We start from the raw sequence: 13,462 nt of genomic DNA, 5'->3' as shown, positions 1-13,462 counted from the left end.
CCCGATCGTACAAACCAATCATAGGCCGAGGCCGCCCGAGGCACATCCTTCAAACGGGGGAATTCGGGCAGAACTCTGCCGTGCCGCTTATTTGGAACCGAACCTGTCGAAGGTGCCGCCCCAGGTCAGCGTCAACGTCTGCTGGCCGTCATGCCAGTAGTAATTGGCCTGGATCGCCGAGTTCTTGAGACGAACCAGATCCGCCGACACGCCGATGGGCAGCAGCGTCTTGTCGATGTCCTTGACATCGCCGATGCCTGAAATGCGGTTCACCCGCTCGGTCAGGCCGGCAAAGCCGTTCTCGGCATCGGAAAAGTGCAAGGACAGGCGATTGACCGCTTCGACCACGAGTGCTCCGACGACATTGTCGCCGACCAGTCCGTCGAGCCAGTCCCGGAACATGGTCTTGAGCAGCAACTCATTGGCGATGTGCCCCCAGAAGGTGGGCGTAACCACGGCGCCATCCGGTGTGGCTACAACGAAGCCGCGCTCGTCGACATGGATGTTGCACTTGTTCTTGGAGACGGCGGCATGAAGGGCCGTGAAGGTCAAGCGCTTGCCCGTCTCGCCGAAAGCGAGGGAGATACGATCGCTGCCACGATGAGGTAGTGGCGGCACCAATCTCAGGGAGGGCGGGGGTGGGCGCCATTGCTCACGAAAGCCCTCGCCGACGGTAGCGCCGAACGAGGCCTTGAGGGCCCAATGCTGGGGGTCTTCCTTCATGCTGATCATCGAGGCATTGGCCGGACGTGGACTGCGCGTGGTGTCGATGGAGAAAGGTCTTGGTGCGGGCGCGTTGCCGGCGCCAGGCAACTTCATACGACCACCCAGTTCGGCGATGAGATCGTCCGGATCCACCGCCTCGAACGTGATGCCGTCAAGCGTGTTGTTCGCCACCTGCCAGGTGCCTGCCTTGATGTGTCTGACGATATCAATCGGGGGGATCAGGTCCTTGCAGCGGGCTACGATCGTATCAAAGGTTCTTTGCTGAAACGCGTCCATGCTCGGTCTCCTAGTGTCCTGGCGATGATTGCGAAGGGCAGGGAGGCAATGATCGCGGGATCCTGTCCCGCATGGACCGGCAAGACCGGCTCGTGTCCCAAGATTTGCCGAGCAAGCGGCGATTGCCGCAAGATTGAGGCCAAACAGAGGTCTTGGCAAGTTGGAGGAAAGAGCGCACATGAATGGGTACTGGCGATATCGGGCAAATATGCAGGGCCGATCCTTGCACGGTCGATCGCCGTTTTGCCGTGAAAACAACGCCGAACCGGACGATATCTTCCGATGATAGAAGCTCCTGCCACGCAAGCGCCCCAGCCTCTCATTCGCGTTGCCGTTGTCGAAGACGATCCTGCGGCCCTGGAACGCATCACCGCGGCACTGGAGTCTGTGCCGGACATTTCGGTCATCGCCAGCGCGCCGAACACCGCCAATGGAAAAACCATGATCGACAAGGGTGGGTTCGACGTATTGTTGTGCGATCTCGGGCTGCCTGATGGCTCTGGCATCGGCCTCATCCGCTATGCGGCCCAGAAATATGCCGATGTCGACATTATGGTCATCACGATTTTCGCTGACCAGGACAAGGTATTGGAAAGCATCAAGGCCGGTGCCCGCGGCTATCTTCTGAAGGACGAACGTTTCGATAGTTTTGCTGAGAGTATCCGCGAGGTGCGGCGGGGCGGTTCGCCGATTAGTCCGGTGATCGCCCGTCAATTGCTCAAGGAATTCCAGCCGCACGAGCAGGAGGCGGACAAGAAAGGCCTCGAATTGCTGTCGAAGCGTGAGCTCGAGGTGCTCAAGCTCCTGGCACGCGGTTTTACCTTCGTGGAGATCGGCGACATTCTCAAGATCGGCCGAAGCACCGTGGCGACCTATGTCAAGAACATCTATCAGAAACTCGAAGTGAATTCGCGTGCCGAGGCCGTCTTCGAGGCCTCGAGCATGGGCGTCATCAACATGCCACGCTGAGGCGCACCGAAATCTGACTGCACGGTCCGAACCTCAAGACTATCGGAGCCTTCTTTTCGCGCGGGGCGGGCGCCTGGACAGATCGGCCTTTTGCCTGGGCCCGCCGGCGCTCGTTGGACTTTCCTTCCGTAGATCGGCCCGATTGCGCCCGCCTCTGCAAGCCTCATCTTAAGCTTGGAATCAATCTTGCGTTCTATACTGAGTTAGGAGAATATATTCCCCTAACAGGCTCAGTCATCGCCGCACGCCTCTCTGATCGTCGTAACATTCACAAGGAGGCGAGCAGGGGGGAGTCTTCGCCACAAGAGATTGCCGGCTCGTGATTTCATCGCGCCGGTGCCGGACGGATCGAGGCCTCCTGCAGGTGCAGCTCCTGCATGATGTCACGCCGGAATCACTTGGCTTGTCTAAACTGGCTATTGGGCCAGTCTCGTTTCCCGAAATTCCCGCAGCTCGGCCGGTTTTGCTTTGAGATAACTAGTATGTGCCATCGATCACAGTATTCGACAAAGGGGGCTCGGCGCCGGCCCCCCAAATAGGGGATTACGGGGGAGGGGGTTTGGCGCAAGATTGGTTTCGCAAGGGGGATGACACCGCCCGCTGGGCCGGCGCTCATCAACCTCAATGAATTCAAGCGCGATGGTTGGAACTTTTCCGCCGGTTTCCTTCGGTGGGCGGGAACTCCCACCGCAGTGTCGAGGAAAGAGGCAAAGTCATGGTTGACAGCGGACAGAAGTTCATCAAGCGCAACCGCCCGCCGCGGGTTCAGATCCAGTATGAAGATCCCTATAATGCGGAAAAACTCGTCGAGATTCCTTTTGTAACGGCGGTTATGTCGGATCTGTCCGGCAATGCATCCGAGGTCGAGAAGGCGCCGATCGCCGAGCGCAAATATCTCGACATCGACATGGACAATTTCGATGACCGCATGAAGGCCATCAAGCCCGGCGTTGCCTTCAAGGTGACCAATCGGCTCGGCAACGCCAAGGGCGACGAGAAGATGTCGATCAAGCTCGATTTCGAGAAAATGACCGACTTCAATCCGGCCGAGGTCGTCCGCAAGGTGCCGGCGCTGGCGAAACTGCTGAAGGCGCGCGAGCAACTCGCCAATCTGCAGCGCTACATGGACGGCAAGGTTGCGGCCGAGGATCAGATCAAGGCCCTGTTGAAGGATCCCGAACTCATGCGGTTGCTCAAGGACAATAGCGAGCAGGCCAAGCCTGAAGAGAACTGACCACGGCTCCCGCCAGTAGACCAAGCCAGAAGATCAAGTCAGGAGTTCAGCCATATGGCCGAAACAACTGCTACCCCACAGACCCTTCCCGCGACCGAAACCCGTGATCTGGAGACCTTCTCCAGCCTGCTGCGCAAGAGCTTCAAACCGCGCAACGACAGCGCAGCCAGCGAGGTCGAAAACGCCGTCAACACCCTGGTCCGCCAGGCGCTCGAAGATACCTCGCTGGTCAAGGAAGATGTCCTTGATACCATCGAGTCAATGATCGCCAAGCTGGACGAGCAGCTCTCGATCCAGCTCAACGAAGTCATCCATGCGCCCGAGTTCCAGAAATTGGAGAGTGCCTGGCGCGGCCTCAATTATCTCGTCTTTAATTCCGAAACCGACACCACGCTGAAGATCCGCTTCATGAACGTGTCGAAGGAGGAGCTTTTCCGCGAATTCAAAGTCTATCCTGGCGCCCGCTGGGACCAGAGCCCGATTTTCAAGAAGCTCTACGAGGCCGAGTACGGACAGCTGGGCGGCGACCCCTACGGCGCCCTGATCGGCGACTATTATTTCGACCATTCACCGCCCGACGTGCAACTGCTGCGCGACATCAGCAAGATCGCGGCCTCGGCGCATGCGCCCTTCTTCGCGGCGGCCAATCCGGCCTTGTTCGGCATGGATAGCTGGAACGAACTCTCCAATCCGCGCGACATCGGCAAGATCTTCGATACGCCCGACTATGCCGCCTTCCGCTCGCTGCGTGACCAGCCCGATTCACGCTATGTCGGCCTGTGCATGCCGCGTGTGCTCTCGCGCCAACCTTATGGTGCGAAGTCGGAGCCGGTGGAGGAATTCGCCTTCGAAGAAAATACGGATGGCCATCACGGCACGAAGTATGCCTGGATGAACGCCGCCTATGCCATGGCTGTGAATGTCAACCGCGCCTTCAAGGAATATGGCTGGACGGTGCGTATTCGCGGCGTGCAGTCGGGCGGCGAAGTCGTCAACCTGCCCACGCACACTTTCCCGACCGACGATGGCGGCGTCGATCTTAAATGCCCCACCGAGATCGCCATCAGCGATCGGCGCGAGGCGGAGCTGTCTAAATCGGGCGTGCTGCCACTGATCCATCGCAAGAACACCGACAAGGCAGCCTTCATCGGGGCCCAGTCGCTCTACAAGCCCAGGAAGATGGATACGGATGAGGCGACGGCCTCCGAAAACCTTTCGGCCCGCTTGCCTTACATGTTCGCGGTCTCGCGTTTTGCGCATTATCTAAAATGCATGGTGCGGGACAAGATCGGCGCCACGATGGAGCAGGAACAACTGCAGAAATGGCTGCAGACCTGGATCAATCGCTATGTCGATGGCGATCCCAAGAATTCGACCGAGGCGATCAAGGCCAAGAGACCGCTGGCCGCGGCCAAGGTCGATGTGTTCCCCGACGAAGAGAACCCCGGCTATTACGGCGCAAGGTTCTATCTGAGGCCGCACTACCAGCTCGAAGGAATGGATATCGGTATCAGCCTCGTCTCGAGACTACCCGGTAGCCAGAGGTAACCAAAGGAAAGAAGCCGGCCTGCGCCAACGCTCCGACGAGCGAATGATGACTCATGTCCGTGTGGAACGGCCATGTCCATCGCAACAAGGGCCGATCAACCAACGCACAGGAGAGCAAAATGGCACAATCTGACGCACTACTGAATATCAAAGGTATCACGGGCGAAACTCAGCAGGAGGGCCTCGATGGCTATATGGAGTTGCTGAGCTGGAGCATCGGCGGCTCCAACTCCTCGACCTTCGGCAGCGGCACTGGCGGCGGCAAGGGCAAGTCGGTCCTGCAGGATCTGCATTGCACCAAGGCCGTGGACAAGGCTTCGACGACGATCTTCCAATATTGCGCCTTCGGCAATCATATCGACGAAGTGAAGCTCGTTGCGCGCAAGGCAGCTGGTGACGACAAGCTCACTTATATCACGATCACGCTCACCAATTGCTTCATTACCAGCTACCAGAAGAGCGGCGGCTCCGATGGCGGCGGGATGGAGAGCTTCTCCGTCACCTATGAAAAAATCCACGACGAATACCAGCCCCAGGACAAGGCAGGCGCCGCCGATGGCGGCCCGATCGAGTTCACCATCAACGTCGCTACGGGCAAGGATTCTTAATCCTCGACCCAATCAGGGACCGGGCAGCCGTACAGGCGTGACGGCCGCCCGCCTCTGCAAGGACCGTTTCTCAACCACGGTCCATAACAGCCTCTAGAGCAAAGCGCGTTTACGTGGTGAACGCTTCTTTACTCTAACTCTTTGTTTCCAAGCCAGTCCAAAGGATTGGCTTGAGCGTCTTTGCGATTCTTGCCGATTTCGTCGTAATTGCTCACCCCCTGGTCATCCCTGCCGCGACTTGCCTTGCAAGTCGCGGCAGGGATGACCCACGTAAGCAATTACATTTCGTCAAATCGCAAAACGCTCCAGAGCGTGGAAGTCGATGTGACCCGTTCCCGAGCCGCCAAGAGCGATCGTTTCGTACCTCCCATCATGCATGCCTTTCGGGAGGCCTTTCGCCTGCGCGATGCCGCCAAGCCCATCGACACCCGCAACGATGCGGGCGAGCGCGTCATTGCCGGCCGGCGTACCTCGCCGCGTTCGGCGGTCGGGGAGGTCGTGCTGCGCTCTGAACTCGGCGAAGATCTTGCCTCCTTGCTCAACACTGTCGAGCTGGCGGCGATCGAGGACCTCAACGGCTGCGACGCCGTGGCTGCCTCGATCCTCAATTTCGGCGTGCCGGATCTGACCGCGATCGTCGCCAGCCCGGAAGCGGCGCAGCGGGTTGCCTATCTCCTCAAACAGAGGCTGGAACTTTATGATTGCCGGCTGGTGCCAGGCTCGGTGGTCATAACCAGTGAACCGCTCGACGACAGCGCTTCCGGACAGCTGAAGCTTCATATCAGCGCCGAAATGGTGTCGACACCCGCCGATATTCCGGTAGAGTTCGTGGCGGACGTCGAGGTCGAGAGCGGCAAGATCAAAGTCTTCGGATTGTGACGCCATGAACCGTGAATTCCTCGAACTCTACAATCGCGAGCTTGGTATTCTCAAGGAGGAAGCCAAGCAGTTCGCGGTCGAATTTCCCGGCGTAGCCGAGCGCCTGGGCGGGCTTTTAGAGAACAACACGGATCCGATGATCGCGGGGCTGCTCGAAGGCACCGCTTATCTGGCCTCCCGCGTACAGCTCAAGCTCAAGCATGAGTATGCCGAGTTCACTGACAATTTGCTCGACCAGCTTCTGCCCGATTATCTGGCACCGGTACCGTCAGCGGCGCTGCTGCGGGTGGAACCGCCCTATGGCGATCCCAATCTCAAGGACGGCATGAAGATCGCCGCCGGCTGCTATGCCGATGCGCGCTTCGTCGAGCGGGAACGCCGCATTGCCTGTAAATACCGCCTCGCCAGCGAGATCACGTTATGGCCGTTCGAACTCGGCCAGGCCGAATTCCTGAGCGGGCCGGCGACGTTGCAGGCGCTCGGTATCGAAGCGAGCCCGAGCAGCCAGGCGGGCTTGCGGCTTTCCCTGCTGCGGCGCTCCGCCGCCGACCGCCTTACCGAGCCCACCGACAAGCAGGTGGCACAGCGGCCCGACTGCTGGTTTGCCAATTGCCGGGCCGATGAGCTGGCCTTCCATCTCATCGGCCATGAGAGCGATGCCATCAGGCTCTATGAGCAGCTCTTCGGCGCCGCCACCGGCATCTATTTTCGCTATCTCGACGAGGCCGGCGACCCCGTCATCGTGCCGCTGCCCAAGAGCTGTCTGACCCAGATCGGGTTTGCTCCCGACGAGCCGCTGTTTCCTTCCGATCGGCGGGTGTTCAGGGGTTTTGATCTCCTGCGTGAATATTTCGTGCTGCCGGCGAAGTTCCTCGGCTTCAAGCTGACCAATCTCAAGCCCATCCTGTCGGCGATCAGGACCAATCGCTGCGACATCGTCATCGCTTTCGCGCAGGGAGACAGCCGGCTGCAATCGGTGGTGAGGGCCGACAGCTTTGCCCTATACGCGGCCTCCGCCTCCAATCTCTTCGAGATGCAGCTGGCGCGCGTGCCGATAAGAGACAATGAGCACGAATATCACATCGTCACCGATCGTTCGCGCCATCTCGATTTCGAAGCTCACCGCCTGATCAGGATGCATGCCCACGTCACCGGTAGTCGCGACAAGATGGAGGTGTTTCCACTCTATGCCGCGCCCCCGCTCGGCGTCTCCACCACCGAGACGATGTTCTATACCGTGCGGCGCCTGCCGCGCCGTCGCTCGCAGGAGGAGCGGCGCAATGCCCAGCCGACACAATATGTCGGCAGCGACATGTTCGTCACGCTCACCAACCATCGTGATAGGCCGGATGGCCTCCATGTCGCCGAGCTCAGTCTGCGGGCCCTGTGTTCGAACCGCCACCTCACCGAGCATCTGCCTATCGGGCAGGGGGGCGCCGATTTCATTCTCGAAGACAGGACCACGTTGAGGGTCGATTGCGTGGTCGGGCCGACCTTGCCGCGCGATTCCATCGCGACCGATCCCGAGGCGCGCGGCCAGCATGGCGCGGGCGGCACCTCGGCTTGGCGGCTGATCAGCATGCTGAGCCTCAATCATTTCGGGCTCTCCGGCTATGGCACGCGGGATTCGGCGGCATCGCTACGCGAAATCCTCTCGCTCTTTGCCACTCGCGGCAGCGCCGCTATCGAGAGGCGCATCCAGGGCATCCTCGCCGTCGACAGCAAGCCGATCACCCGGCGCATCCGTCAACGAACCGGCGCGGGCGTCGTACGCGGGCTGGAAGTCACGGTGACACTCGACGAGAAACATTTCGAGGGCAGTGGCATCTTTGTGCTCGGCGCCATCCTCGATCGCTTCCTTACCGAATATGTCGGCCTGAACAACGTGGTCGAGACGGTCATCCGCTCGACCGAACGCGGTGAGATCATGCGCTGGCCGGCACAGCTCGGGCGGCGGACCCAGCTATGAGTGGGCCTGCCTCCCTTCCGCAGGAACCGGGGAACTACGATTTCCTCGACCTCATGCGTCGCCTCGAACATCTGGCGGGCACCAAGCCGCGCATCGGCGAAAGCGCCTCCTCGGCCGAGGCCGTGGCGAAGCTGGGCCAGCAGCCCCATATCGATTTTTCCGACGCCAATGTCAGTCGCATCGGCGCTTCGGAAGGTGGTCCTGCCGAAGTGGAAAGCCGCTTCCTTGGTATGCTGGGGCCGCAGGGCGCGCTGCCGCTGCACACCAGTTATGAAGCGACCCATTGGGCCAATATGCGCGAGGTGGCCTTCGCGCGCTTCCTCGATATCTTCAACAACCGCTTCCAACAATTGTTCTTCCGGGCCTGGGCCAATGCCCGGCCGGCAGTGCAGGCGGACCGGCCGGACGAAAACCAGTTCCTTACCTATCTCGGCGCCATGATCGGCATCGGCACGCCAGCCATGCGCGGGCGCGGCCGGCTCCATGATTTCTCCAAGCTGGCGCTGGCCGGCCTGATGGCCCCGGCGGTCAAGAGCGCCTCGCGCATCGAGGGCATGCTCGGCTGGCTGTTCGACGCCAAAGTCGAGGTGCAGGAATTCGTCGGAGTCTGGCTGCCGCTCGAGGAGCGCGAGCAGGCGGTGCTGGCGGCCGGCAGTTGCGCGCTCGGTGTCGACAGCATCATCGGCCGCTCGGCCTACAGCCTCAGAGACAAGTTTCGCATCAGGCTGGAAGTCGCCGATCTCGACGAGTTGGAGACCTTCCTGCCCGACGGCCTTCATTTTGAACCGCTGGCGGATATCATCCGCTTCTATCTTGGTGAAGCCTTCATCTACGACGTCGAGTTCGGCCTGGCGGAAAGCAAGACCAAACCCGCTCAGCTCGGCGGTTTCGGCCGCCTGGGATGGACCTGCTGGATGGGCAGGGAAGGGGGCCCCGACGCCGTATCCGACCGCATGCGCTGGGACTGCCATTTCCATCCGGCCGAGATCCGCGCCGAGCGCCGCCGTAAACCGAGCAAGGGGTAGTTGCCATGGCCGACGTCAGCCTTGAAGTCCTCACCGGCAAACTCAATCCGCTCGGCTATGACAGCTTCATGCAGGCCTTCCGCCTGGCCCAGGGCGCGGGCAACCGCAATCTGGAACTGGCGCATTGGCTGCAAGCGGTGCTGCAGGCCGACCGCAGTGATCTTGCCTTGACGGTGGCCCATTTCAAGCTCGACGGTGGCCGGCTGCTGGCCGATCTCAGCGCCGTCACCGCCGGCTTTGCCATGAACAAGACCGAGCTGCCGGGCTTTTCCGACGATATTTTCGATGCACTCAGCCAGGGCTGGAACTACGCCACGCTGATGTTTGGCGAAACCCAGGTGCGGACCGGACATGTGCTCACCGCCATCCTGAAGGAGTCGCGCCTGGCGCGCACGCTCAATGGTCTCTCCAAGCAGTTCCGCCTGATCGATGTCGAGCGGCTCACCAATGAGCACCGCAAGATCTGGCAGCAATCGGCCGAGGAGAATATGCGTCCGATGGATGGCTCGGGCCCCGTCGCGAAGGGGGCGGGCGGCGAAGGGGGCCCTGCCTCCAAGGGTACCGCTGCGCTCGATCGCTATGCCGTCGATCTGACCGAGCGTGCCGCCAGCGGCACGATGGATCCCATCGTCGGTCGCGACGAAGAGATCCGCCAGGTCATCGACGTGCTGATGCGGCGGCGGCAGAACAATCCCATCCTGACCGGCGAGGCCGGTGTCGGCAAGACGGCGGTGGTCGAAGGTTTTGCGCAACGCATCGCGGCCGGCGACGTTCCGCCGCCGCTCAAGGGCAACAAGCTCTACGCGCTCGATATCGGCCTGATGCAGGCCGGCGCCTCGATGAAGGGCGAGTTCGAGCAGCGCCTGCGCTCGGTGATCGACCAGGTCCAGGCCTCGGTGATTCCGGTCATCCTGTTCATCGACGAGGCGCATACGCTGATCGGCGCCGGCGGCGCGGCCGGCACGGGGGACGCCGCCAATCTGCTCAAGCCTGCTTTGGCCCGGGGCACGCTCAGGACGATCGCGGCGACGACCTGGTCGGAATATCGCCAGCATATCGAGAAGGACCCGGCGCTGACCCGCCGCTTCCAGCCGATCAATGTCGGCGAGCCCGGCATCGAGCAGTGCTGCAACATGATGCGCGGCCTGCTGGCGCCGATGGAAAAGCACCACAACGTCCACATTTCTGAAGCCGCTGTCGTCGCCGCCGTCAAGCTGTCAAGCCGTTACATTCCTTCGCGCCAACTGCCGGACAAGGCGGTCAGCCTGCTCGACACCGCCGCCGCGCGCGTGGCGGTCTCGCAGAACGCGACGCCGGCCGCCGTCGAGGATGTGCGCGTCGCCATCGAGGCGAGCGAGCGCGAGCTGAAGGCTTTGGAGCGTGAGCGTGATGTCGGCAATGCCGACGAGAAGCGTATCGGCGAGGTGACGCAGCTCATCGTCGCCACCAAGGAGAAGCTGGTAGCGCTAGAGCAGGCCTGGGGCGAGGAGAAGGCCATCGTCGCCGACTTGATGGCCGCGCGCCGCGATATCGTCGAAGGTGGCGAGGGGGTGGAGGTTGCCCGCGAGAAGCTTACCAGGATCATGGCGGACCTCGCCGCGATCGATCCCGAAAAGCGCATGGTCTACCCTTATGTCGACGAGCAGCCCGTGGCCTCGGTGGTCTCGGACTGGACCGGCATTCCGGTCGGCCGCATGGTGAAGGACGAAGTCGAAACCATCCTCAACCTCGGCGAGATTCTGGCCAAACGCGTGGTCGGCCAGGATCACGGCCTGAAGATGATCGCCCGGCGCATCCAGACCAACCGCGCCAAGCTCGACAATCCCGACAAGCCTATCGGTGTCTTCATGCTCGCCGGCCCCTCCGGCGTCGGCAAGACCGAGACGGCGCTTGCGCTCGCCGAGGCGCTCTATGGCGGCGAGCAGAACATGATCACCATCAACATGTCGGAATTCCAGGAGGCGCATACGGTCTCCACCCTGAAGGGCGCGCCACCCGGTTATGTCGGCTATGGCGAAGGCGGCCGACTCACCGAGGCCGTGCGCCGCCGGCCCTATAGCGTGGTGCTGCTCGACGAAGTGGAGAAAGCCCATCCCGACGTGCACGAGATCTTCTTCCAGGTCTTCGACAAGGGCGTGATGGAGGATGGCTCGGGCCGGCGCATCGATTTCAGGAACACGCTGATCATCCTCACCACCAATGCCGGCACCGACATGATCATGGATGCCGCGGCAAATGGTTCGGAAAAGCCGGAACCCGAGGCGCTGGCGGTGGATCTCAAGCCGCATCTGTTGCAGGTCTTCCCGCCGGCGCTGCTGGGGCGCATCGTCACCATCCCCTATTACCCGCTGTCGGGCGACATGCTGGGCGCCATCGTGCGGCTGCAGCTCGACCGCATCGGCAAGCGTATTCGTGACAATCACGGCGCCCGTTTCAGCTACGACGATGCCGTGGTGGAGAAGATCGTTTCCCAATGCAACGACCCGGACTCCGGCGGGCGCATGGTCGACAACATTGTCACCAACACGCTGCTGCCGGCGCTGTCGCAGCAGATTCTCGGCAAGGCCATTGCGGGAAAGCAGATCGAGGAGGCCAGCGTCGGGGTGGAGGAAGGGCAGTTTCACTATATGGTTACTTAACTGTCGCGCGTACCGTCCGGCGTTCCCACACGGAACGGCCGGCGCGCGCATTGCTGAGGGGGCGGGGCATGATGTTGATATCTTGGAGGCTGGGGCGGCATCCAGTGCTGCAGCAGGCGGCGGCGAATATGTCGCCCCTGATGAAGGGCCAGAGTCACGCCGGCGTAGCCGTGGTGCAGGAATTGCTGAGCGATCTCGGCCATCGTTTCGACATCAGTTTCAAAAACCGAAAATTCGACGGTATCTTCGGAGACGAGACCAAGCGTCATGTCGAAGCCTTCCAGCGCAAATACGCACTCAAGACCGACGGCATCGTCGGCGCCAAAACGCTCGGCGTTCTGGATCGATTAATCCAAGAGAACAATATCCTTGAGGAGCATACTGAGCTGGAGGCGAGAGCCGTGGATTTGGGCGACCGCGTTTTGCCGATGTCGCGTCGCCGCAACTTCGTGACGTAGGTCAGCCATGGCACTCTACAAACTGCGCAATGGCCTGGAGATAGATCTGACCTGGGAGAAGGTCGAGGCGAAGGCGTTCACGCCTTCCGTTTTGGAATTCAGCAAGCAAGCCGCGACACTAGGCAAGCTGCATTGCAAGACCACTCATATGAACACCGATGCCATACCGGCATTCGAGGAGCATGGCCTCAAGATGAAGGCCGTCGGCATCGTTTCCGGTGCGCCTTCCGATGTCGCAATGGCGTGCAAGCTGCGCTTCATCCAGATGCTGACGGTTCAGCGCTTCACCGTAACCTATTTCGGCAAGCGAGCAGAGGAAGGCGGCGTCAATTGGGGCTATGCGGGACGTATCCTGCAGCGCACCGTCGATGCACGAGTGCCGTTCGATAGCAACGGCATTCCGGATGCGGCAAGAACGTCGGCACCCTTTCAATTTGGCGATGAGGTGAACGAGCGCATAACGCCGAACAAATTGATAGCCAAACTGGGAGATTCTCCGTCGGAGCGCGTCTCGCTGTTGGAATTCAATTCCGCTACGAAAAAGTTCAACTACCTCTACTCCCTGTCACTGCTGCATCAATTCGAGACGATCGCGACCTTTGTCCACCAAGACGGATCCAGGGAAATGCTGGAGAGTTGGCATTGGACCTACCGGCGGGTCACAGGCGTGAAGTGGAAAGCCTTGCAGCCGGAACTCACCACGGATCGGGCATCGATCGTTCCGGCGGGCGCGAGCACCGTCGTTTTTGGCAGGGATGCCGAATTTGAAGCTACGATCAAGGCAAATGTCATTTCGAACATTATTTGCAATGAAGCCATTCTCAATCGGAAAAATAGTCCGAATATTCAGTATAATACTTCTGAAACGGCACAAGTGTTCCCGCATGAGAGTTATTGGGATCCTTAATCTCAATTGTTCTGAAATTAAACGCTACCAGCGTCAGTTCGAAACTACGAGCCGCTGGCCACAATATTGAGAGTTATCGGAGCGATCTGACATGGCTTTCGACATCAAGCCAGGCGACCTCATCTACGCTATTTCAAGGCCTTTTCAACTCTCGAGCCGTCTCGATCCCGCCAGGGAGCATTTCCATTTTCCGGACTGTGTCCTGACCGCACTCCCGAGCGCGA

At 60.6% G+C, this 13,462-nt stretch carries 11 protein-coding genes; 10 read left to right on the top strand and 1 reads right to left on the bottom strand.

From position 1 onward, the window contains the following. Positions 1 to 87 precede the first annotated feature (87 nt). A complete protein-coding gene (locus tag ACR9ZN_RS04080) occupies positions 88 to 1,002 on the bottom strand; it encodes a hypothetical protein (protein ID WP_481271434.1) in 915 nt (304 codons plus the stop codon). Positions 1,003 to 1,284: 282 nt separating this feature from the next. Between ACR9ZN_RS04080 and ACR9ZN_RS04075 the strand changes: the two genes are divergently transcribed. The 10 genes from ACR9ZN_RS04075 to ACR9ZN_RS04030 all read left to right on the top strand — a co-directional run bounded on the left by ACR9ZN_RS04075 (position 1,285) and on the right by ACR9ZN_RS04030 (position 13,238). Continuing rightward, positions 1,285 to 1,971 (top strand): response regulator transcription factor, encoded by a 687-nt coding sequence (locus tag ACR9ZN_RS04075; protein ID WP_481271433.1) that lies wholly within the window; start codon positions 1,285 to 1,287, stop codon positions 1,969 to 1,971. Positions 1,972 to 2,686: 715 nt separating this feature from the next. After that, positions 2,687 to 3,205: a type VI secretion system contractile sheath small subunit gene (gene tssB / locus ACR9ZN_RS04070; RefSeq protein WP_434960590.1), complete on the top strand. Its 519-nt coding sequence runs from the start codon at positions 2,687 to 2,689 to the stop codon at positions 3,203 to 3,205. 54 nt (positions 3,206 to 3,259) lie between these two features. Next, complete coding sequence (gene tssC / locus ACR9ZN_RS04065; RefSeq protein WP_454817656.1) at positions 3,260 to 4,753, top strand: type VI secretion system contractile sheath large subunit; 1,494 nt, start codon at positions 3,260 to 3,262, stop codon at positions 4,751 to 4,753. A 119-nt stretch (positions 4,754 to 4,872) separates the two neighbouring features. Next, positions 4,873 to 5,361, top strand: coding sequence for an Hcp family type VI secretion system effector (locus ACR9ZN_RS04060; protein WP_454817658.1), 489 nt, complete (start codon positions 4,873 to 4,875; stop codon positions 5,359 to 5,361). Positions 5,362 to 5,685: 324 nt separating this feature from the next. Next, positions 5,686 to 6,240 (top strand): type VI secretion system baseplate subunit TssE, encoded by a 555-nt coding sequence (locus ACR9ZN_RS04055; RefSeq protein ID WP_481271432.1) that lies wholly within the window; start codon positions 5,686 to 5,688, stop codon positions 6,238 to 6,240. A gap of 4 nt (positions 6,241 to 6,244) precedes the next feature. After that, on the top strand, positions 6,245 to 8,209 hold the full coding sequence (tssF, locus tag ACR9ZN_RS04050) for a type VI secretion system baseplate subunit TssF (protein WP_454817661.1): 1,965 nt from the start codon (positions 6,245 to 6,247) through the stop codon (positions 8,207 to 8,209). Then, positions 8,206 to 9,234, top strand: a complete 1,029-nt coding sequence (gene tssG / locus ACR9ZN_RS04045) for a type VI secretion system baseplate subunit TssG (RefSeq protein ID WP_434960595.1) — start codon at positions 8,206 to 8,208, stop codon at positions 9,232 to 9,234. Before tssF ends, tssG begins: the two co-directional genes overlap by 4 nt. A gap of 5 nt (positions 9,235 to 9,239) precedes the next feature. Then, positions 9,240 to 11,873 carry a type VI secretion system ATPase TssH gene (tssH, locus tag ACR9ZN_RS04040; RefSeq protein ID WP_481271431.1) on the top strand — a complete coding sequence of 878 codons (2,634 nt, stop codon included), beginning with the start codon at positions 9,240 to 9,242 and terminating at the stop codon, positions 11,871 to 11,873. A gap of 68 nt (positions 11,874 to 11,941) precedes the next feature. Next, on the top strand, positions 11,942 to 12,331 hold the full coding sequence (locus tag ACR9ZN_RS04035; protein WP_454817665.1) for a peptidoglycan-binding domain-containing protein: 390 nt from the start codon (positions 11,942 to 11,944) through the stop codon (positions 12,329 to 12,331). Between the two features lie 7 nt (positions 12,332 to 12,338). Beyond that, the gene (locus ACR9ZN_RS04030; RefSeq protein ID WP_481271430.1) at positions 12,339 to 13,238 is read left to right on the top strand and encodes a hypothetical protein; all 900 of its coding nucleotides are present in this window, start codon (positions 12,339 to 12,341) and stop codon (positions 13,236 to 13,238) included. Positions 13,239 to 13,462 lie beyond the last annotated feature (224 nt).

It is taken from the genome of Labrys sp. HAY1-8F (genome assembly GCF_056754975.1).
Note: the sequence above shows the minus strand (reverse complement) of the source record. Positions and strands in the feature narration are given on the sequence as shown.

Excerpts from the sequence above, each read along its gene's own strand:
- ACR9ZN_RS04030 (WP_481271430.1), top strand. The coding sequence starts at position 12,339 with ATGGCACTCTACAAACTGCGCAATGGCCTGGAGATAGATCTGACCTGG.
- tssF (WP_454817661.1), top strand. The coding sequence starts at position 6,245 with ATGAACCGTGAATTCCTCGAACTCTACAATCGCGAGCTTGGTATTCTC.
- tssB (WP_434960590.1), top strand. The coding sequence starts at position 2,687 with ATGGTTGACAGCGGACAGAAGTTCATCAAGCGCAACCGCCCGCCGCGG.
- ACR9ZN_RS04080 (WP_481271434.1), bottom strand. The coding sequence starts at position 1,002 with ATGGACGCGTTTCAGCAAAGAACCTTTGATACGATCGTAGCCCGCTGC.
- ACR9ZN_RS04060 (WP_454817658.1), top strand. The coding sequence starts at position 4,873 with ATGGCACAATCTGACGCACTACTGAATATCAAAGGTATCACGGGCGAA.
- ACR9ZN_RS04075 (WP_481271433.1), top strand. The coding sequence starts at position 1,285 with ATGATAGAAGCTCCTGCCACGCAAGCGCCCCAGCCTCTCATTCGCGTT.
- tssH (WP_481271431.1), top strand. The coding sequence starts at position 9,240 with ATGGCCGACGTCAGCCTTGAAGTCCTCACCGGCAAACTCAATCCGCTC.
- tssC (WP_454817656.1), top strand. The coding sequence starts at position 3,260 with ATGGCCGAAACAACTGCTACCCCACAGACCCTTCCCGCGACCGAAACC.
- ACR9ZN_RS04035 (WP_454817665.1), top strand. The coding sequence starts at position 11,942 with ATGATGTTGATATCTTGGAGGCTGGGGCGGCATCCAGTGCTGCAGCAG.
- tssG (WP_434960595.1), top strand. The coding sequence starts at position 8,206 with ATGAGTGGGCCTGCCTCCCTTCCGCAGGAACCGGGGAACTACGATTTC.